The following is an 18,331-nucleotide window of genomic DNA, read 5'->3' on the forward strand; positions in this document are numbered from 1 at the left end:
GTCGTCACTTGGCCGCGCCGGCCGGGGCGTCCTCGCCGAGCAGCTTGCCGTCCGAGGTCTCGAACTGCTGCTTGAAGGCGGTGATCGCGTCGCCGATCGACTGGATCGTGTCGTCGGACATCTTGCCGCCCTCGGCGATGCTGGTGAGGAGGTCCTTGCGCTCGCGGCGCAGGTACTCCAGCAGCTCCGACTCGAACCGGCGGATGTCCAGGACCGGTACGTCGTCCAGCTTGCCGGTGGTACCGGCCCACACGGAGACGACCTGCTCCTCGACGGGCATCGGCGCGTACTGCGACTGCTTCAGCAGCTCGACCAGGCGCTGGCCACGGGCGAGCGACGCCTTGGACGCCGCGTCCAGGTCGGAACCGAAGGACGCGAACGCCTCCAGCTCACGGAACTGGGCGAGGTCCACGCGCAGTCGTCCCGACACCTGGCGCATGGCCTTGTGCTGGGCGGAGCCACCGACGCGGGAGACCGAGATACCGACGTTCAGCGCGGGCCGCTGGCCGGCGTTGAACAGGTCGGACTCCAGGAAGCACTGGCCGTCGGTGATGGAGATGACGTTGGTCGGGATGAACGCCGACACGTCGTTGGCCTTCGTCTCGACGATCGGCAGACCGGTCATCGAACCGGCGCCCAGCTCGTCGGAGAGCTTGGCGCAGCGCTCCAGGAGACGCGAGTGCAGGTAGAAGACGTCGCCCGGGTAGGCCTCGCGGCCCGGCGGACGGCGCAGCAGCAGGGACACGGCGCGGTACGCGTCGGCCTGCTTCGAGAGGTCGTCGAAGATGATCAGGACGTGCTTGCCCTGGTACATCCAGTGCTGGCCGATGGCCGAGCCGGTGTACGGCGCCAGGTACTTGAAGCCGGCCGGGTCGGACGCGGGGGCCGCGACGATGGTCGTGTACTCCAGGGCGCCGGCCTCGTCCAGCGCACCGCGCACGGACGCGATGGTGGAGCCCTTCTGGCCGATGGCGACGTAGATGCAGCGCACCTGCTTGTTCACGTCGCCCGAGCGCCAGTTGTCGCGCTGGTTGATGATCGTGTCGACGGCCAGGGCGGTCTTGCCCGTCTGGCGGTCGCCGATGATCAGCTGTCGCTGGCCGCGGCCGATCGGCACCATGGAGTCGACGGCCTTGTAGCCGGTCTGCATCGGCTCGTGCACCGACTTGCGGACCATGACGCCAGGGGCCTGCAACTCAAGGGCGCGGCGGCCCTCGGTCGCGATCTCGCCGAGGCCGTCGATCGGGTTGCCGAGCGGGTCGACGACGCGACCCAGGTATCCCTCGCCCACGGCGACGGACAGGACCTCGCCGGTACGACTGACCGGCTGTCCCTCCTCGATGCCGCTGAATTCGCCGAGGACGATGGCACCGATCTCGCGCTCCTCAAGGTTGAGGGCGAGACCGAGGGTGCCGTCCTCGAACTTGAGCAGCTCGTTCGCCATGGCCGAGGGAAGTCCCTCGATCTTGGCGATACCGTCGCCGGCCACGCTGACCGTACCGACCTCCTCGCGCGAGGCCGCGTCCGGCTGGTACGACTGGACAAAAGTGTCCAGCGCGTCCCGGATCTCCTCCGGCCGGATCGTGAGCTCCGCCATCTGGGTTCCCTGCTCTCCTTGTTGGGCCCGAAGTTTCTTTGGGGGTCTGCGGGTCTGGGGGCGACCCCCAGGAATCTTCTGCAATCTCTGCACGGCCCAACCGGGCCGCTCGTCCTGCTGTTCTGCTGTGGTGCGGGTCAGCCGGCCAGTCGCCGGGCCGCCTCGTCGAGACGGTCCGCGATCGTGCCGTTGATGACCTCGTCGCCGACGCGTACCGAGATCCCGCCGAGGACCTCGGGGTCCACGTCCAGGTTCAGGTGCATCGGGTGGCCGTAAAGCCGTGCCAGTACGGCGCCGAGGCGCTGCTTCTGGCTGTCGTTGAGCGGGACCGCCGACGTGACGACGGCGACCAGCCGGTCGCGCCGTTCCGCGGCGATCGTGGACAGCGTGTGGATTCCTGCTTCAAGGCTACGTCCACGCGGCTGTGCGACGAGTCGCACGACCAGGCGCTCGGTCACCGCTTCGGCGCGACCGCCGAGCAGGGTCCTGAGCAGCGCGGTCTTCGCCTGGACGGTGGCCGACCTGTCGGTCAGCGCGGCTCGCAGGTCGGGGCTGGAGAGGACGATCCGGCCGAACCGGAACAGCTCGTCCTCCACGTTGTCCAGCGAACCGGTCCGCTGCGCGGCGGTCAGGTCTGCGATGGCCGCCAGCTCCTCGACCGCGTCGACCAGGTCGCGCGGCTGGGACCAGCGGGAGCGGACCATGCCGGAGACCAGGTCGGCGGTCGTGCCGCCCACCTGCCCGTCCAGCAGCCGCGCCGCCAGCTGGGCCTTGCCCTCGCCGTCCTGCGCCGGGTCGGTCAGGACCCGGCGCAGCGAAACCTCGCGCTGGAGCAGCGCCGTGACGGCGGCCAGCTCGTCCGCGAGCTTCGCGGCGTCGACCGACGTGCTGTCGGTCAACGCGTCCAGACGCTCACGAGCGGCAGCCAGCGCCTCGCGGCTCGCTCCGTTCATCGTGTGGCCTCCGTCTTGGACGCGCCGTCCTCGAGCTCGTCGAGGAAGCGGTCGATCGTGCGGCTCTGCCGGGCGGAGTCCTCCAGGGACTCACCGACGAGCTTGCCCGCGAGATCGGTGGCGAGCTTGCCCACGTCGCGGCGCAGGGCGCCGGCCGCGGCCTTGCGGTCCGCCTCGATCTGCGTGTGACCTGCGGCGATGATCTCCTCACGCTGCCGCTGGCCTTCCGCTTTCATCTCCTGGATGATCGCGGCGCCCTGCTCGGTCGCCTCCTGGCGGAGACGTGCGGCCTCGTGACGTGCCTCGGCGAGCTGCGCCTTGTACTGCTCCAGGACGCTCTCGGCCTCGGCCTTGGCGGCGTCGGCCTTCTCGATGCCGCCCTCGATGGCCTCGCGACGCTCTTCGAGAACCTTGTTGATGTTCGGGAGGAGCTTCTTGGCGAGGAAACCGAAGACGATGATGAAGGCGAGCAGGCCGATGATGAGTTCGGGGATCGGGGGAACCAGCGGGTTCTCCGATTCCTCGACCGCGAGCTGAACCAGGGGATGGCTCACATCAGTGCCTTTCGTCTAGTGAGTCTGCGGCGGATCTGGAGATCAGGTGCCGTAGACGAACGGCATGACCAGACCGATGAGGGCGAGCGCCTCACAGAACGCGAAACCAAGGATCTGGTTGGCGCGGATGAGGCCGGCGGCCTCGGGCTGGCGGGCGAGGGCCTGGGTGCCGTTACCGAAGATGATGCCGACGCCGACGCCGGGGCCGATGGCGGCGAGGCCGTAGCCGACGGAGCCGAGCGAACCGGAGACAGCGGCGGCAGCAAGAGTCTGGGACATGCCAGTTCTTCCTTCTCTTTCACGGACCGGTGGGGGTTGGCCACCGGACAAATTACGGGAGCGGAGGTCGGGGTAAGGGGAGACGATCAGTGGGCTTCGGCGAGCACGCCCTGCTTCTCGCGGGTCGGCTCGGGGTGGGACTCACCGTGGCCCTCCGCGAGAGCACCCTGGATGAAGGTGCAGGTCAGCAGGACGAACACGTAGGCCTGCAACGCCTGGATGAAGAGCTCGAAGGCGGTCATCACGAGGACCATCACGAACGACACCGCCGCGTAGGCGATACCGATGCCGTTCAGCAGGTACCAGCTGGCGATCGTGAACAGCAGGATCAGCGTGTGGCCCGCGAACATGTTCGCGAACAGTCGCACCGCGTGCGTGAAGGGCCGGACCAGCAGGTTCGAGAAGAGCTCGATGCCCATGGCCAGCGGCAGTACGGGACCGAGCGACTTGTCGTAGCCGCCGAAGTTCTTGAAGGCGCCGATGAAGCCGTGCCGCTTGAACGTCAGCGAGACCCAGAGGACGTAGACGATCAGTGCGAGCCCGATCGGGTACGAGATGATCGCCGTCACCGGGAACTGGGCGAGCGGGACGATCGACCAGAGGTTCATCATCCAGACGAAGAAGAACAGCGAGACGACGAGCGGAACGTACTTCTCGCCCTCGCGCTTGCCGAGCGTCTCGTAGACGATGCCGCGGCGTACGAAGTCGTATCCGGCCTCGGCCACCATCTGGAGCTTGCCCGGGACGAGCTTCGGCTTGCGGAACGCCGCCCAGAAGAAGGCGACGATGATGATCGAGCCGAGAACGGCGAGCAGCATGGTCTTGTCGAAGTACCAACTGGTGCCGTTACCGCCGTGCCCCACAAGGGGCTTGAACAGGAACGAGTGCAGGCCGGGTGCCGGGAAACCACACCCGTCGAAGATGTGACAGTCGGTCTCGAAGGCGAGCACCTGCGTCGGGTCAGCACTCACCGCGGGCTCCTTCAGCATGGCGCATAGGTACGGCAACCTCGTTGTGTCGGCGCGGCGCGGAGCCGCGGTTCGGCACTGGACAGGTGGAACAGGTGTGGGAGCGGCGGTCGGGTTTCGAGCCTCGCGTCGAAACAACAGGCGTCAGCTCGGATGCCCGCGCCCGCAATGCCGCAGTTGGCACCGGACGATAGCAGGGTCCCGAACAGTCGCTTATCCCGGCCCTACCCCTCACGTCGAGGACCCCGACTTCTGGGGCTCGCTGCCCTTCGAGGATTCGGGCTCGACGTAGAGGATCTTGGCCTTCATGTGCGCACGCGCCTGCGCGGCGATCCACACGAGGGTGGCCGCGACGAGCGTGGCGGCGAAGGCCTTCGGATTGAACAGAGTGGTGTTCTTGAACGCGGCCACGAAGATGAAAAGCAGCAACAGCTGGGCCGTGTACAGCATCAGGCCCATCGCCTGGAACAGGTGCGGCAGCGATTTCGCCGTCCGTTCGAGCACCACCAACCCGATCCCCATGAACAGGATCACGATCAGCGCGCCGACGGCCGCGCCCAGAGCGCCCTTTCCCCCCGCGACCACACCACTGACGACAGCGGCGATGGCACCGGCGGCGGCAGTGGGCACGGCGGTGTGAAGGAGGTTCCGGACGTCGTTGGACGGCATGGCGGCAGCTCCGCTTGCTGGGTGGGGCAGATGGTGTCGTCATGGACGAGCGTAGGCCCGGTCCGAGAGAAGGTTTCTCGGGCCAACGAACCGTCGCACTACGGTCCTTCGGCTCTGTCGCCGGGTCTCGTGAACAGTATCACAAACTATTTGATGAGGTCTTTACCCTGGTGGTGTGCCACCTGTCACACGTGAGAGTGACCGCGCCCATGTGCGTCACAAGAGGGGGCGTGTTGTGTGGTATTGGACCTCAATGCGGTAAATGGAAAAACGTCATCGCCGGGAACCGGCCTTGCCGCGTTCAGGAAGACGCGAACGAGCGCCGAGGGCGGTCGCGCCGTTGACGCCGGCGGGAACAGGCGTGCGTTCCTCCGGCATCTCCCCCGCGTCGGGGGCGAGTCCGGGCACGATGTCCTCCACCGTGATCTCCGCCCGCCGGCGGCGCCGGTAGCGGGGCGGGACGAACGACTCCGCCCAACGCGGCGCCCGCGGTGTGAACCGGGGCAGCAGCAGGAGCACCAGACCCAGCGCGCTCAGCGGCACGATGAGCAGCAGGATCCACATCGCCGTCGAGTGCACCGAGTAGAGCACCACACCGAACGCGATCAGCGCGGACCAGAAGTACATGATCAGGACCGACCTGCTGTGCGAGTGCCCGATCTCCAGCAGGCGGTGGTGCAGGTGCCCCCGGTCGGCCGCGAACGGCGACTGGCCGTTCCAGGTACGGCGCACGATGGCCAGCACCAGGTCCGCGAACGGGATGGCGATGATCGTCAGCGGGAGCAGCAGCGGGATGAAGACCGGCAGCATCTCGTGCGTGACCTCCCGCTCGGACCCGGCGAACAGGCCCAGCCGGTCCGGGTCGACCTGGCCGGTGATGGAGATGGCGCTCGCGGCGAGCACCAGGCCGATGAGCATCGAGCCCGAGTCACCCATGAAGATCCGCGCTGGATGCATGTTGTGGGGCAGGAACCCCAGGCACATCCCCATGAGGATGGCGGCGAACAGCGTCGCGGGGGCGGCCTCCTCGATGCCGTACCCGACCCAGAGCCGGTACGAGTAGAGGAAGAACGCGCTGGCCGCGATGCACACCATGCCGGCCGCGAGGCCGTCCAGGCCGTCCACGAAGTTCACCGCGTTGATCGAGATGACCACCAGCGCGACGGTCAGCAGATTGCCCTGCCAGGCGGTCAGCGCGACGGTGCCGACACCGGGGACCGGGATCCACAGGATGGTGAGGCCCTGCATGACCATCACACCGGCGGCGATCATCTGCGCCCCGAGCTTGATCAGGGCGTCGATCTCGAACTTGTCGTCCAGGACCCCGACCAGCCAGATCAGCGCGGCGCCCGAGAGCAGCGCGCGGGGCTCGTTGGAGCGCTCGAAGACCCCGCTCAGGTTCTGGAGGTTGTCCGCGACGAGCAGTCCGGCGCAGAGCCCGAGGAACATGGCGATCCCGCCGAGCCTCGGAGTCGGCTCCCGGTGCACGTCACGGGCGCGGATCTCCGGCATGGCGCCGGTCGCGATCGCGAACTTCCGCACCGGGCCGGTCAGCAGGTAGGTCACCGCGGCCGTCACACAGAGCGTCAGCAGGTAATCACGCACAGGCTGCCCCACAGGAATCGCTGGCCATCTGAGGCCCACACATTAGCCCGCGCCGGAAGCGCGGACGGATACCGCGTCCCCCAGGAGGAGGACACACGGTTCTGGCAGATGGTTGCACGGCTTCCTGTCGACACCAATTCCATGCGGGAAAGGGGGCCGTACGGCGGACAGCGGCCGGCCGGGAAGAGCCGGTGTGCGGGGTCCGCGGACACGCCCTAGAAGACGCGGCGGGCCGGCACCCCGGTGAGCGCCGTGACCACCGGGTCCAGCGCCTGGTTGATCTCGTCGCCGATCGAACGGAAGAACGTGATGGGGGCGCCGTACGGGTCGTAGACCTCGTCGGCCTCCGCGCTGGGCGCCAGCAGCCAGCCGCGCAGGGCCGCCGCGGCGCGGACCAGGGCGCGGGCGCGCTCCACCATGCCCTCGTCCAGCGGATCGGGCAGCGTGGCCGGGTCTATGGCCCGTACCAGCCGGGTGAACTCCTTGAGCGTGAAGGTGCGCAGCCCCGCCGAGTGGCCCATGGAGATCACCTGCGCGCGGTGGTCGCGGGTCGCGGTGAGGACCAGGTCGGCGCGGATGACGTGCTCGTCGAGCAATTCGCGGCCGACGAACCCGGACGCGTCGGCGCCGAAGTCGGCGAGGACCGCCTCGGCGTTGGACTCCATGGGGGCCCCTTCGTGGCCCCAGGTGCCCGCGCTCTCCACGATCAGCCCGTCGGTCAGGCGCGCGCCGAGGCGCACGCTCAGGGCATGCCGGTTCAGCCGCTCGGTGATGGGCGAGCGGCAGACGTTGCCGGTACTGACGTGGAGGATGCGGAAGGTGTCGATGTTGCTGCCGGTGTATGCGGTCTCCGCTATGCCACGCCCCTCAGGGGCGGTCAATTGGCCACCTCGAGGTCGGGTACCACCTTGCGGAGCTCGGCCGCGTCGAGCGATCCGGCCCGCAGCAGCACGGGGACCTTGCCGGTGACGTCCACGATCGAGGACGGGACGATGCCGGGCGTCGGGCCGCCGTCGAGGTAGACGGAGACGGAGTCCCCGAGCATCTCCTGGGCGGCGTCGCAGTCCTCGGGAGCCGGGTGTCCCGTGAGGTTGGCGCTGGAGACGGCCATCGGGCCGACCTCCGTGAGCAGCTCGATCGCGACGGGGTGCAGGGGCATGCGGATGGCGACCGTGCCCCGGGTGTCGCCGAGGTCCCACTGGAGGGACGGCTGGTGCTTGGCGACGAGGGTGAGCGCGCCCGGCCAGAAGGCGTCGACCAGTTCCCAGGCCTGCTCGGAGAAGTCCGTGACGAGGCCGTGGAGGGTGTTCGGGGAGCCGATGAGGACAGGGGTGGGCATGTTGCGGCCGCGCCCCTTGGCGTCGAGCAGGTCGGCGACGGCCTCGCCGCTGAAGGCGTCCGCGCCGAGCCCGTAGACGGTGTCGGTGGGCAGCACGACCAGCTCACCGCGGCGAATCGCCGACGCGGCCTCACGCAGACCCGTCGTACGGTCGGTCGCGTCGTTGCAGTCGTATCGCCGTGCCATCAGCCTGACTCCTCGTTCTTCGAAACTCTGTGAGTGCCGCCGGGGGTCCGCACGCTCACGGCATGGCCTTGCGGGCCGTGGCGAAGCGGGGGCGTTTGTTGAGGTCGGGGTGGTCCGCGGCGTCCGCCCAGCCGGACTCCTCGCTGAAGATCCAGGGCACCTGGCCGCCCTGGGTGTCCGCGTGCTCGATCACGACGAGCCCGCCGGGCCGCAGCAGGCGGTGCGCGGTGCGCTCGATGCCGCGGATCGTGTCGAGGCCGTCCTCGCCGGAGAAGAGTGCCATCTCCGGGTCGTGGTCACGGGCCTCGGGGGCGACGTACTCCCACTCGGTGAGCGGGATGTACGGCGGGTTGGAGATGACCAGGTCGACCTGTCCTTCGAGCTCCGGGAGGGCCGTCAGGGCGTCTCCCTGGTGCACGGTGACCCGGGACCCCTCGGCGTTCTTCCGCGTCCATGTGAGGGCGTCCTCGGACAGCTCCACGGCGTGCACGCGCGAGCGCGGCACCTCCTGCGCCATGGCGAGCGCGATCGCGCCGGAGCCCGAGCAGAGGTCCACGATGAGGGGCTCGACGACGTCCATGGCCCGTACGGCGTCTATCGCCCAGCCGACGACCGACTCGGTCTCCGGGCGGGGCACGAAGACCCCGGGGCCCACCTGGAGCTCCAGGTAGCGGAAGAAGGCGCGGCCGGTGATGTGCTGGAGCGGCTCACGGGCCTCCCGGCGGGCGATCGTCTCCCAGTACCGGGCGTCGAAGTCCGTGTCCTTGACGTGGTGCAGCTCTCCCCGCTTGACGCTGTGCACGTAGGCGGCGAGCTCCTCCGCGTCGAAGCGCGGTGAGGGCACGCCCGCGTCCGCCAGCCGCTGGGTGGCCTGGGCCACCTCGGCGAGCAGCAGACTGCGGGGCGCGGGCCCGCGGCGGAGCCGCTGAGGGTCGCTGGGCCCCCCAGATGATGGCTGCACGCTGGTTCCTCCGGACTGCGAGAGTGGGTCGGGGACGGGTTTACTGGGCGGCGGCGAGCTTCGCGGCGGAATCGGCGTCCACACAGGCCTGGATGACCGCGTCCAGCTCCCCGTCGAGCACCTGGTCCAAGTTGTACGCCTTGAAGCCGACACGGTGGTCCGAGATCCGGTTTTCCGCGAAGTTGTACGTACGGATCTTCTCCGAGCGGTCGACCGTGCGTACCTGGCTGCGACGGACGTCCGAAGCGGCGAGGTCGGCCTCCTCCTGCGCGGCGGCGAGCAGCCGCGAGCGCAGGATGCGCATGGCCTGCTCCTTGTTCTGGAGCTGGCTCTTCTCGTTCTGGCAGGACGCGACGACCCCGGTCGGCACGTGGGTGATGCGCACGGCGGAGTCGGTGGTGTTGACGGACTGGCCGCCGGGCCCCGAGGAGCGGTAGACGTCGATCCGCAGGTCGTTGGGGTTGATCTCGACCTCGATCTCCTCGGCCTCCGGGGTCACGAGGACACCGGCGGCGGAGGTGTGGATGCGGCCCTGCGACTCGGTCGCGGGCACCCGCTGCACGCGGTGCACCCCGCCCTCGTACTTGAGCCGTGCCCAGACGCCCTGGCCGGGCTCGGTGGCGCCGTTGCCGCCCTTGGTCTTCACCGCGACCTGGACGTCCTTGTACCCGCCCAGCTCGGACTCGGTGGCGTCGATGATCTCGGTCTTCCAGCCGACGCGCTCGGCGTACCGCAGGTACATCCGGAGCAGGTCGCCGGCGAAGAGCGCCGACTCGTCGCCGCCCGCGCCCGCCTTGACCTCCAGGATGACGTCCTTGTCGTCGCTGGGGTCGCGGGGCACCAGCAGCAGCCGGAGCTTCTCGGTGAGCTGCTCGCGCTGCTTCTCCAGGTCCTTGACCTCGGCGGCGAAGTCGGGGTCGTCGACCGCGAACTCGCGGGCCGTCCCGATGTCGTCCCCGGTCTGCTTCCAGGAGCGGTACGTGGTGATGATCGGGGTCAGCTCGGCGTAACGCTTGTTGAGCTTGCGCGCGTTGGCCTGGTCCGAGTGGACCGACGGGTCGGCGAGCTTCTTCTCCAGATCGGCGTGCTCGCCGATCAGTTCCTCGACCGCCTCGAACATCGGGGTCTCTCCTGGGTTGATGCGAAGGTGCTGCACACGGGCTTCGAAGGTGCTTCGGGACGCCAAAGCGCCGGTCTCGGCGCCCGGAAGAGGGCACCGAGGACCGGCGCGGGATGCTCGCTACTTCTTGGCGGCGGCGGCCTTGCCGAAGCGGGCCTCGAAGCGGGCCACGCGGCCACCGGTGTCGAGGATCTTCTGCTTGCCCGTGTAGAACGGGTGGCACTCGGAGCAGAGGTCGGCGCGGATGGTGCCCGACTCGATCGTGCTCCGGGTGGTGAACGACGCACCGCAGGTGCAGCTGACCTGGGTCTCGACGTACGTGGGGTGGATGTCGCGCTTCAAGGTGTCTCCTAGGGAACATCCCCGCCGGGGGCGGGGAAGGCGCCGGGTCGCACGCGCGGAGTGCTCGTACGTGAACCGGGGCCGACGGACCAGTCTGCCAGGACCGGCCGCATCTGCCCAAACCGGGGGGCGCCCGGATGTATTCCGGGGGGGCGTACGGACGGATGTACTCCCAGGGGGGATGCACTGCCCGGGGGGATGCACTCCCCGGGGGATGTACGTCAGCCGCCCTCGACCACCCGGCCCACGTTCTCCTTGTCGCCCGCCGAGTCCTTGGTGGCGGACGCCGGGATCGGGCGGTCGTGCGCGAGGGCGGTCCAGACCTGTCCGGACTCCTTCGGGAGCGGCAGTACGCGGTTCCCGTCGGCCGGGTCGTAGCGCACCGGCAGCGTGATCATCTTGAGGTTCTTGCCGCCGATGTCCTTGAGGCCGCCCGCGAAGCCGATCAGCTTGTTCACCGAGTCGAGCTGGGAGTCGGGGGTGATCGCGCTGGTGGCGGTGTCGGCGAGGTCGAAGAGCTTCTTGGGGTTGCTGAACACCCCGACGCTCTTGATCTGGCTGATCAGCGACTTGATGAAGACCTGCTGGAGCTGGATACGGCCCAGGTCGCTGCCGTCGCCGATGCTGTGCCGGGTCCTGACCAGGCCCAGCGCCTGCTCCCCGTGGAGTGTGTGGGTGCCGGCCGCCAGCTTCAGGTGGCTCTTGGGGTCGTCGATGGCCCTGGTGGTGGTGATCTTCACCCCGCCCAGCTCGTCGACGATCTTCTTGAAGCCGGTGAAGTCGACCTCGATGTAGTGGTCCATGCGGATGCCGGACAGCGACTCGACGGTCTTCACCGCGCACGCGGGGCCGCCGACCTCGTACGCCGAATTGAACATGGCGAGGTGCGCGGCCGGGACCGGGCGGCCCTTGGAGTCGGTGCACGCGGGCCGGTCCACCAGGGTGTCGCGCGGTATCGACACCACGCCGGCCTTCTTGTGGCCCTTGTAGACGTGCACGACCATCGCCGTGTCCGAACGGGCCGTACCGCTGTCGCGGCCGTACTCGTCGTTCTTGCCGGCCCGCGAGTCCGAGCCCAGGACCAGGATGTCCTCGGAGCCGTTGTCGACGTCGTGGGGGCGCGCGGTCCCCAGCTGGGCGTTGATGTCGACGCCCTTGATGTTGCCGTTGAGCTTGAAATAGACGTACGTGAGACCGCCGCCGCAGAGCACGAGCAGGACGGCCAGGCACCACACCAGGACGACGACCGGCCGGCGGCGTCCGCCGGGCGCCCTGTGGCGTCTGCCGCCGGCCCCTACGGGCCCGCCGCTCGGTTCGGTCATGGGTCTCCCTCAGTCCGTGGTGCCGGTACCGCTACCTCCCGCCGGGATCGAGGCCCGAAACGTACCGTTTCTCGTCACCGGGCTGTTTATCGTCACATATACAGACGGTGAAGGACCGAGCGGGGTTCCACAACCCGGGCGGAACGTACAGAACCGCCCCGGCACGGGGTGCCGGGGCGGTTCTGGGGAGCGTACGAGCGGCGGAACCGTCAGTCGTTGCCGTTGCCCGGCGTCGTCTTCTGGATCTGGAGCAGGAACTCCGCGTTCGACTTCGTCTGCTTCATTTTGTCCAGGAGCAGTTCGATCGAGGACTGCTGGTCGAGCGCGTGCAGCACCCGGCGCAGCTTCCAGACGACGGCCAGCTCGTCGCTGCCGAGCAGGATCTCTTCCTTACGGGTGGAGGACGCGTCCACGTCCACCGCCGGGAAGATGCGCTTGTCGGAGAGCTTCCTGTCGAGCTTGAGCTCCATGTTGCCGGTGCCCTTGAACTCCTCGAAGATCACCTCGTCCATGCGCGAGCCGGTCTCGACGAGCGCGGTGGCGAGGATGGTCAGCGAGCCGCCGTCCTCGATGTTGCGCGCCGCGCCGAAGAAGCGCTTCGGCGGGTAGAGCGCGGTCGAGTCGACACCACCGGACAGGATGCGTCCCGAGGCGGGCGCGGCGAGGTTGTACGCACGGCCCAGTCGGGTGATGGAGTCCAGCAGGACGACCACGTCGTGACCCAGCTCGACCAGGCGCTTGGCCCGCTCGATGGCCAGCTCGGCGACGGTGGTGTGGTCCTCGGCCGGGCGGTCGAAGGTCGAGGAGATGACCTCGCCCTTGACCGACCGCTGCATGTCGGTGACCTCTTCCGGCCGCTCGTCCACGAGGACGACCATCAGGTGGCACTCGGGGCTGTTGACCGTGATCGCGTTGGCGATGGCCTGGAGGATCATGGTCTTACCGGTCTTCGGCGGGGCCACGATCAGACCGCGCTGGCCCTTGCCGATGGGGGCGACGAGGTCGATGATCCGCGTCGTCAGCACACCCGGGTCGGTCTCCAGGCGGAGCCGGTCCTGCGGGTAGAGCGGGGTCAGCTTCTGGAACTCCGGGCGGCCGCGGCCGGAGTCGGCCGCCATGCCGTTCGCGGAGTCGAGCCGCACGAGCGCGTTGAACTTCTCGCGCCGCTCGCCGTCCTTGGGCTGGCGCACCGCGCCGGTGACGTGGTCACCCTTGCGCAGGCCGTTCTTGCGGACCTGGGCGAGAGACACGTACACGTCGTTGGGGCCCGGCAGGTAGCCGGAGGTCCTGATGAACGCGTAGTTGTCGAGGATGTCGAGGATGCCCGCGACGGGGATCAGCACGTCGTCGTCGGCCACCTGCGGCTGGTCGGGGCCGAATTCCTCGCGGCCACGACGGCCCCGGCGGTCGCGGTAGCGTCCGCGGCGGCCTCGGCGGCCGCCCGCCTCGTCGTCGTAGTCGTCCTGGGGGCCGTTGTTCTGCGGGCCGCTGTTCTGGGGGCCCGTCTGGGCCGGGGCGCCCGCGCCCCGGCTGTCGCGCTGCTGGCGCTGCTGGCCCTGGCCGCCGCCCTGCTGCTGGCCGCCCTGCTCGTCGCCCTTACCCCGGCGGTCGCGCTGGCGGTCACGGCGGTCGCCGCGGTCACGCTCGCCGCGCTGGCCGCGGTCCTGGCGGTCGCGGCGGCCGTCGGCGTCGCCCTGCGCGTTCCCCTGCGCGGACACGGAGACGGCGGCCTCGGCCTTGGTGTCGGGCTGCGCCTCGACCTTGACGTCGGCCGGCGCGGCCTCGGTCCTGGTGTCGGTCCTCGCCTCGGAACGGGCGCCCTCGGGGCTGCCCGCCTGGGCGGTGGCCCTGCGGCGGCGGCGCTCGCCGGCGGGCTGGTCGTCACTGGCCGGCTGACCGGGGATGTCGATCTGCTGCTGGGCCACGGCCTGCTCGGCCTGGCCGGCCTCCTGCGCGGCGGCGGCAGCGGCGGACTCGCCCGTACGGGCCTTGGAGGTGGCGCGGCGCTTCGGCTTGGTCTCGGCGTCGGAGCCGGCGGTCTCGGCGCTCTTCGGCGCGGACGAGGAACCGGCCTGCGTCTCCTTGATGACCTCGATCAGCTGGCTCTTGCGCATGCGCGCGGTGCCCCTGATGCCGAGGCCGGACGCGACCTGCTGAAGCTCGGCCAGGACCATGCCCTCAAGGCCGGTGCCGGAGCGGCGGCGCCGTGCGGTGGTGCCAGTGGCAGCACCTTCGGCGGGCGCGGTCGTGTCGACGCTGTTGTCGGCAGTCACGCCCATCAGATCGGTGGTGTCGCTCACGAAGGGTCCTTCCCTGGAGCGGACGTCGGCCTTCTGGCTCGGCGACCGGTTGTGCTGCCGGCTGCGGTCCCATCTTGTGGACCGTGCCGGGGCGGTGGTCCCGCCGGGTACGGCGGAGAAACATGCGTACGTGCCATGGGTCCGGCCCGAGGTCCCCCTGCTCGGCCCACCGCTGGGAAAAACGGGGGGTGTCGTGCCGGTTCCGGTGCGTGCTCAAAACTGCTCAGGCAGGCTGCTCAGGCAGTTGGGGAGGCTCCCGGAAGAAAGGTGGTCCCGAAACGGGACACGATGCACCGCGCCTGAAAGACGTCGGTTGCAGACTTGAGGTTAACACTACCGGCTCCAACAAACATTCCCCCTCTCACTCACCGGCAATCCCGGCTTACCGGCCTTGTGGGCCCTGTCGGCCCTGTCCGTGCTTTTCTCCGCCTGCCTAGGCCCTGTCCGGACCGAGCGGCAGCACACACGCGCCCCCGGCGTCGAGGGACAGCCGGTTCGCCGCCCAGCCCTCGCCCGCCAGTCGTGCGACCTTGTCGGCCGCACCATCCTCGGCCAGCGCCAGCACCGTGGGGCCCGCGCCGGAGATGACCGCGGGCACACCGTCCGCGCGCAGCCGGTTGACGAGCGCGATGCTCTCCGGCATCGCCGGGGCCCGGTAGTCCTGGTGCAGCCGGTCCTCGGTGGCGGGCAGCAGCAGTTCGGGACGCCTGGTCAGCGCCTCGACGAGCAGGGCGGCCCGCCCCGCGTTGGCCGCCGCGTCCACATGGGGGACGGAGCGCGGGAGCAGCCCGCGCGCCATCTCCGTCAGCACGGGCCTGCCGGGCACAAAAACCACCGGAACGATGGAACGGGCCGGTTCCATCCTGATGGCGCGGGCCGCTCCCCCGTCCGTCCAGGCCAGGGTGAAACCGCCCAGCAGACACGCCGCGACGTTGTCGGGGTGTCCCTCGATCTCGCTCGCCAGCTCCAGCAACGACGCGTCGTCCAGGCGGGCGTCGCCGCCTATCGTCACCGCGCGGGCGGCGAGGATGCCGGCGCAGATCGCCGCCGAGGACGAGCCGAGCCCGCGGCCGTGCGGGATGCGGTTGGCGCACACGACCTCCAGGCCGCGCGGCTGCCCGCCGAGCAGGTCGAAGGCCGTGCGCAGGGACCGTACGAGCAGGTGGTCCTCGTCGCGGGGAAGCGTCTCGGCGCCCTCTCCCGCGATGTCGACGTGCAGGCCGGAGTCGGCGACGCGGACGACCACGTCGTCGTACAGCCCCAGCGACAGGCCGAAGGCGTCGAAGCCAGGACCGAGGTTGGCGCTGGTGGCGGGGGTGCGCACCCGTACGGCGGCGGCGCGGAACGAGGGACCGGCCATCGTTCTGACGACTCTCCTTGACTGCGGGACGTGCGTGGGGATCGGCGGGGCCTGCGTGGGGATGTGCGTGGGGTTTTACGATACGGCGGGATTTCGGCGGTACGACGGTATACCGGACGCCCGTGCCGCGGGGTCGACAGCGCGGCAGCACGTTGCGGCACCGCGGGTTGGTCCCAGCTTATCGAAGGAAGGTTCCATGGCGACATAGGGCGCACAGGAGGCGCACGATGCGTGTCGCGTGCCTGCGTGTGCGCCCGTGATCAAGAATCTCCCGCGAAGTGTCCAACCGCCGTGTCCTACGCGTCCGCGAGTCCCAGGCGGCGTGCGGCGACCACCGCGTCGACCGGTACGACCGAGGGCTGCGGCGCACCGGCGGTGGCCCATTCCGGGTCCTTGAGGCCGTTGCCGGTGACCGTGCAGACGATGCGCTGGCCCGGGTCGACCTTGCCCTCGTCCACGGCCTTGAGCAGTCCGGCGACGGACGCGGCCGAGGCGGGCTCCACGAACACGCCCTCCTGCGCGGCCAACAGGCGGTAGGCGGACAGGATCTGGCGGTCCGTCACCTCGTCGATGAACCCGCCCGACTCGTCACGCGCGTTGAGCGCGAACTGCCAGGACGCCGGGTTGCCGATCCGGATCGCGGTGGCGACGGTGTGCGGGTCCTTGACGATCTCGCCGCGCACGATCGGGGCCGAACCCGACGCCTGGAAGCCCCACATGCGCGGGGTGCGGGCGGCGGGCCCGTTCGCGGCGTACTGGGTGTAGCCCTTCCAGTAAGCCGTGATGTTGCCGGCGTTCCCGACGGGCAGTACGTGGATGTCCGGGGCGTCGCCGAGCGCGTCCACGATCTCGAACGCCGCGGTCTTCTGGCCCTCGATACGGACCGGATTGACCGAATTGACCAGCGCCACCGGGTAGTTGTCGGAGAGCGAGCGGGCCAGGGTCAGGCAGTCGTCGAAGTTCCCCTCGACCTGGAGGATCTTCGCGCCGTGGACGAGGGCCTGGCCCATCTTGCCCAGGGCGATCTTCCCCTGCGGTACGAGCACGGCGCAGACCATGCCGGCGCGGACCGCGTAGGCGGCGGCCGACGCGGAGGTGTTGCCGGTGGAGGCGCAGATGACCGCCTTCGCGCCCTCCTCCTTGGCCCGGGTGATGGCCATGGTCATGCCGCGGTCCTTGAAGGAGCCGGTGGGGTTGGCGCCCTCGACCTTGAGATGCACCTCACAGCCCGTGCGCTCGGACAGCACCTGCGCGGGGACCAGCGGCGTACCGCCCTCCCGGAGGGTGATGACGGCCGCTCCGTCCGTCACCGGGAGGCGGTCCCGGTACTCCTCGATGATGCCGCGCCACTGATGGGTGCCCCGCTGGGCGCCGATGCTGGTGGTCATGGGTCCCTTACTCCCCTTCAACACGCATGATGCTGGCGACACCGCGCACGGTGTCGAGCTTGCGCAGCGCCTCGACGGTCCCGGAGAGGGCCGCGTCGGCCGCGCGGTGGGTGACGACGACGAGGGAGGCCTCGCCGTCCTTTCCCTTCTGGCGGACCGTATCGATGGATACGCCGTGCTCGGCGAAGACCGTCGCGACCTGGGCGAGCACGCCCGGCTTGTCGGCCACGTCGAGGTTGATGTGGTACCGCGTGACGACCTCGCCCATCGAGCTGACGGGCAGCCGGGTGTAGGCGGACTCGCCGGGCCCGGTGGCGCCGCCCAGCTTGTTGCGGCAGACCGCGACCAGGTCGCCGAGGACGGCCGACGCGGTCGGGGCGCCACCCGCGCCGGGGCCGTAGAACATCAGCTGCCCGGCGGCCTCGGCCTCGACGAAGACCGCGTTGTACGCCTCGCGCACGGAGGCGAGCGGGTGGCTGAGCGGGATCATCGCGGGGTGGACCCGGGCGGTGACCGACTTCCCGTCGGCCGCGCGCTCGCAGATCGCGAGGAGCTTGACCGTGCAGCCCATGCGCTGGGCGGAGACGAGGTCGGCGGAGGTGACCTCCGTGATGCCCTCGCGGTGCACCTCGTCGAGGCGTACGCGGGTGTGGAAGGCGATCCCGGCGAGGATGGCGGCCTTGGCGGCGGCGTCGAAGCCCTCGACGTCGGCGGTCGGGTCGGCCTCCGCGTATCCGAGCGCGGTGGCCTCGTCCAGCGCTTCCGAGTAGCCGGCGCCCGCGGTGTCCATCCGGTCGAGGATGAAGTTCGTCGTGCCGTTGACGATGCCGAGGACCCGGTTGACGGTGTCTCCCGCCAGGGACTCGCGCAGCGGCCTGATCAGCGGGATGGCGCCCGCGACGGCGGCCTCGAAGTAGAGGTCCCTGCCGTGCAGCGCGGCGGCGTCGTAGAGGGTCGTGCCGTCCTTGGCGAGCAGCGCCTTGTTGGCGGAGACGACGGACGCGCCGTGTTCGAAGGCGGTGGTGATGAGCGTACGGGCGGGCTCGATGCCGCCGATGACCTCGATGACCACGTCGATGTCGCCGCGTTTGACCAGGGCGGTGGCGTCGGTCGTGATCAGCGCGGGGTCGATGCCCTCGCGGACCTTGGACGGGCGGCGGACGGCGACCCCGGCGAGTTCCACCGGGGCGCCGATCCGCGCGGCGAGGTCGTCGGCGTGCGTCGTCATGATGCGCGCCACCTCTGAGCCGACCACGCCACAGCCCAGGAGCGCCACCTTCAGCGGACGCGTACGCATCATCCGACCTCGTTTCCTCTTACTGAGTGTGAACCAGTCTCACGCACCGGACGGAAGTATCTACCGTCCGTCCAGATCCCGAGACACCAAT

16 protein-coding genes and 1 pseudogene are annotated in these 18,331 nt (G+C 69.7%); all 17 read right to left on the minus strand.

The window, feature by feature from the left end:
• Positions 1-4 precede the first annotated feature (4 nt).
• The 17 genes and pseudogenes from atpA to ACIO1C_RS23795 all read right to left on the minus strand — a co-directional run bounded on the left by atpA (position 5) and on the right by ACIO1C_RS23795 (position 18,240).
• Positions 5-1,597, minus strand: a complete 1,593-nt coding sequence (gene atpA / locus ACIO1C_RS23715) for a F0F1 ATP synthase subunit alpha (RefSeq protein ID WP_401866588.1) — start codon at positions 1,595-1,597, stop codon at positions 5-7.
• A 137-nt stretch (positions 1,598-1,734) separates the two neighbouring features.
• Positions 1,735-2,550 carry a F0F1 ATP synthase subunit delta gene (locus ACIO1C_RS23720; RefSeq protein WP_401866590.1) on the minus strand — a complete coding sequence of 272 codons (816 nt, stop codon included), beginning with the start codon at positions 2,548-2,550 and terminating at the stop codon, positions 1,735-1,737.
• The gene (locus ACIO1C_RS23725; protein ID WP_401866592.1) at positions 2,547-3,104 is read right to left on the minus strand and encodes a F0F1 ATP synthase subunit B; all 558 of its coding nucleotides are present in this window, start codon (positions 3,102-3,104) and stop codon (positions 2,547-2,549) included. The genes ACIO1C_RS23720 and ACIO1C_RS23725 overlap by 4 nt, the downstream gene beginning before the upstream one ends.
• Positions 3,105-3,146: 42 nt before the next feature.
• A complete protein-coding gene (locus ACIO1C_RS23730; protein WP_327234492.1) occupies positions 3,147-3,383 on the minus strand; it encodes a F0F1 ATP synthase subunit C in 237 nt (78 codons plus the stop codon).
• Between the two features lie 146 nt (positions 3,384-3,529).
• Positions 3,530-4,369: pseudogene (atpB, locus tag ACIO1C_RS23735) on the minus strand (F0F1 ATP synthase subunit A); the annotation flags it as partial.
• 213 nt (positions 4,370-4,582) lie between these two features.
• Positions 4,583-5,020, minus strand: coding sequence for a hypothetical protein (locus tag ACIO1C_RS23740; RefSeq protein WP_401866594.1), 438 nt, complete (start codon positions 5,018-5,020; stop codon positions 4,583-4,585).
• Between the two features lie 273 nt (positions 5,021-5,293).
• The gene (locus ACIO1C_RS23745; protein ID WP_401866596.1) at positions 5,294-6,625 is read right to left on the minus strand and encodes an MraY family glycosyltransferase; all 1,332 of its coding nucleotides are present in this window, start codon (positions 6,623-6,625) and stop codon (positions 5,294-5,296) included.
• 215 nt (positions 6,626-6,840) lie between these two features.
• A complete protein-coding gene (locus ACIO1C_RS23750; protein WP_327234494.1) occupies positions 6,841-7,506 on the minus strand; it encodes a protein-tyrosine-phosphatase in 666 nt (221 codons plus the stop codon).
• Positions 7,503-8,150, minus strand: a complete 648-nt coding sequence (locus ACIO1C_RS23755) for an L-threonylcarbamoyladenylate synthase (RefSeq protein WP_401866598.1) — start codon at positions 8,148-8,150, stop codon at positions 7,503-7,505. Before ACIO1C_RS23755 ends, ACIO1C_RS23750 begins: the two co-directional genes overlap by 4 nt.
• A gap of 55 nt (positions 8,151-8,205) precedes the next feature.
• Complete coding sequence (gene prmC, locus ACIO1C_RS23760) at positions 8,206-9,045, minus strand: peptide chain release factor N(5)-glutamine methyltransferase (protein WP_401866881.1); 840 nt, start codon at positions 9,043-9,045, stop codon at positions 8,206-8,208.
• 106 nt (positions 9,046-9,151) lie between these two features.
• Positions 9,152-10,231 (minus strand): peptide chain release factor 1, encoded by a 1,080-nt coding sequence (prfA, locus tag ACIO1C_RS23765; protein WP_161309762.1) that lies wholly within the window; start codon positions 10,229-10,231, stop codon positions 9,152-9,154.
• Positions 10,232-10,351: 120 nt separating this feature from the next.
• Positions 10,352-10,573: a 50S ribosomal protein L31 gene (rpmE, locus tag ACIO1C_RS23770; RefSeq protein WP_161309761.1), complete on the minus strand. Its 222-nt coding sequence runs from the start codon at positions 10,571-10,573 to the stop codon at positions 10,352-10,354.
• 221 nt (positions 10,574-10,794) lie between these two features.
• Complete coding sequence (locus ACIO1C_RS23775; protein ID WP_401866601.1) at positions 10,795-11,895, minus strand: LCP family protein; 1,101 nt, start codon at positions 11,893-11,895, stop codon at positions 10,795-10,797.
• Positions 11,896-12,104: 209 nt separating this feature from the next.
• A complete protein-coding gene (rho, locus tag ACIO1C_RS23780) occupies positions 12,105-14,195 on the minus strand; it encodes a transcription termination factor Rho (RefSeq protein WP_401866603.1) in 2,091 nt (696 codons plus the stop codon).
• Between the two features lie 433 nt (positions 14,196-14,628).
• Entirely contained in the window at positions 14,629-15,555 is a 927-nt protein-coding gene (gene thrB / locus ACIO1C_RS23785; RefSeq protein ID WP_401866605.1) for a homoserine kinase, read from the minus strand.
• Between the two features lie 296 nt (positions 15,556-15,851).
• Entirely contained in the window at positions 15,852-16,943 is a 1,092-nt protein-coding gene (gene thrC / locus ACIO1C_RS23790; RefSeq protein WP_401866607.1) for a threonine synthase, read from the minus strand.
• A 7-nt stretch (positions 16,944-16,950) separates the two neighbouring features.
• Positions 16,951-18,240 (minus strand): homoserine dehydrogenase, encoded by a 1,290-nt coding sequence (locus tag ACIO1C_RS23795; RefSeq protein WP_401866883.1) that lies wholly within the window; start codon positions 18,238-18,240, stop codon positions 16,951-16,953.
• Between the last annotated feature and the right edge of the window lie 91 nt (positions 18,241-18,331).

The sequence above is a fragment of the Streptomyces sp. NPDC087420 genome (assembly GCF_044744165.1).
In the GTDB taxonomy this organism is placed as follows: Bacteria; Actinomycetota; Actinomycetes; order Streptomycetales; family Streptomycetaceae; genus Streptomyces.

Coding starts and splice junctions, on each gene's coding strand:
- atpA (WP_401866588.1), bottom strand. CDS start 1,597: ATGGCGGAGCTCACGATCCGGCCGGAGGAGATCCGGGACGCGCTGGAC.
- ACIO1C_RS23720 (WP_401866590.1), bottom strand. CDS start 2,550: ATGAACGGAGCGAGCCGCGAGGCGCTGGCTGCCGCTCGTGAGCGTCTG.
- ACIO1C_RS23730 (WP_327234492.1), bottom strand. CDS start 3,383: ATGTCCCAGACTCTTGCTGCCGCCGCTGTCTCCGGTTCGCTCGGCTCC.
- ACIO1C_RS23740 (WP_401866594.1), bottom strand. CDS start 5,020: ATGCCGTCCAACGACGTCCGGAACCTCCTTCACACCGCCGTGCCCACT.
- ACIO1C_RS23755 (WP_401866598.1), bottom strand. CDS start 8,150: ATGGCACGGCGATACGACTGCAACGACGCGACCGACCGTACGACGGGT.
- prfA (WP_161309762.1), bottom strand. CDS start 10,231: ATGTTCGAGGCGGTCGAGGAACTGATCGGCGAGCACGCCGATCTGGAG.
- ACIO1C_RS23775 (WP_401866601.1), bottom strand. CDS start 11,895: ATGACCGAACCGAGCGGCGGGCCCGTAGGGGCCGGCGGCAGACGCCAC.
- thrB (WP_401866605.1), bottom strand. CDS start 15,555: ATGGCCGGTCCCTCGTTCCGCGCCGCCGCCGTACGGGTGCGCACCCCC.
- thrC (WP_401866607.1), bottom strand. CDS start 16,943: ATGACCACCAGCATCGGCGCCCAGCGGGGCACCCATCAGTGGCGCGGC.
- ACIO1C_RS23795 (WP_401866883.1), bottom strand. CDS start 18,240: ATGCGTACGCGTCCGCTGAAGGTGGCGCTCCTGGGCTGTGGCGTGGTC.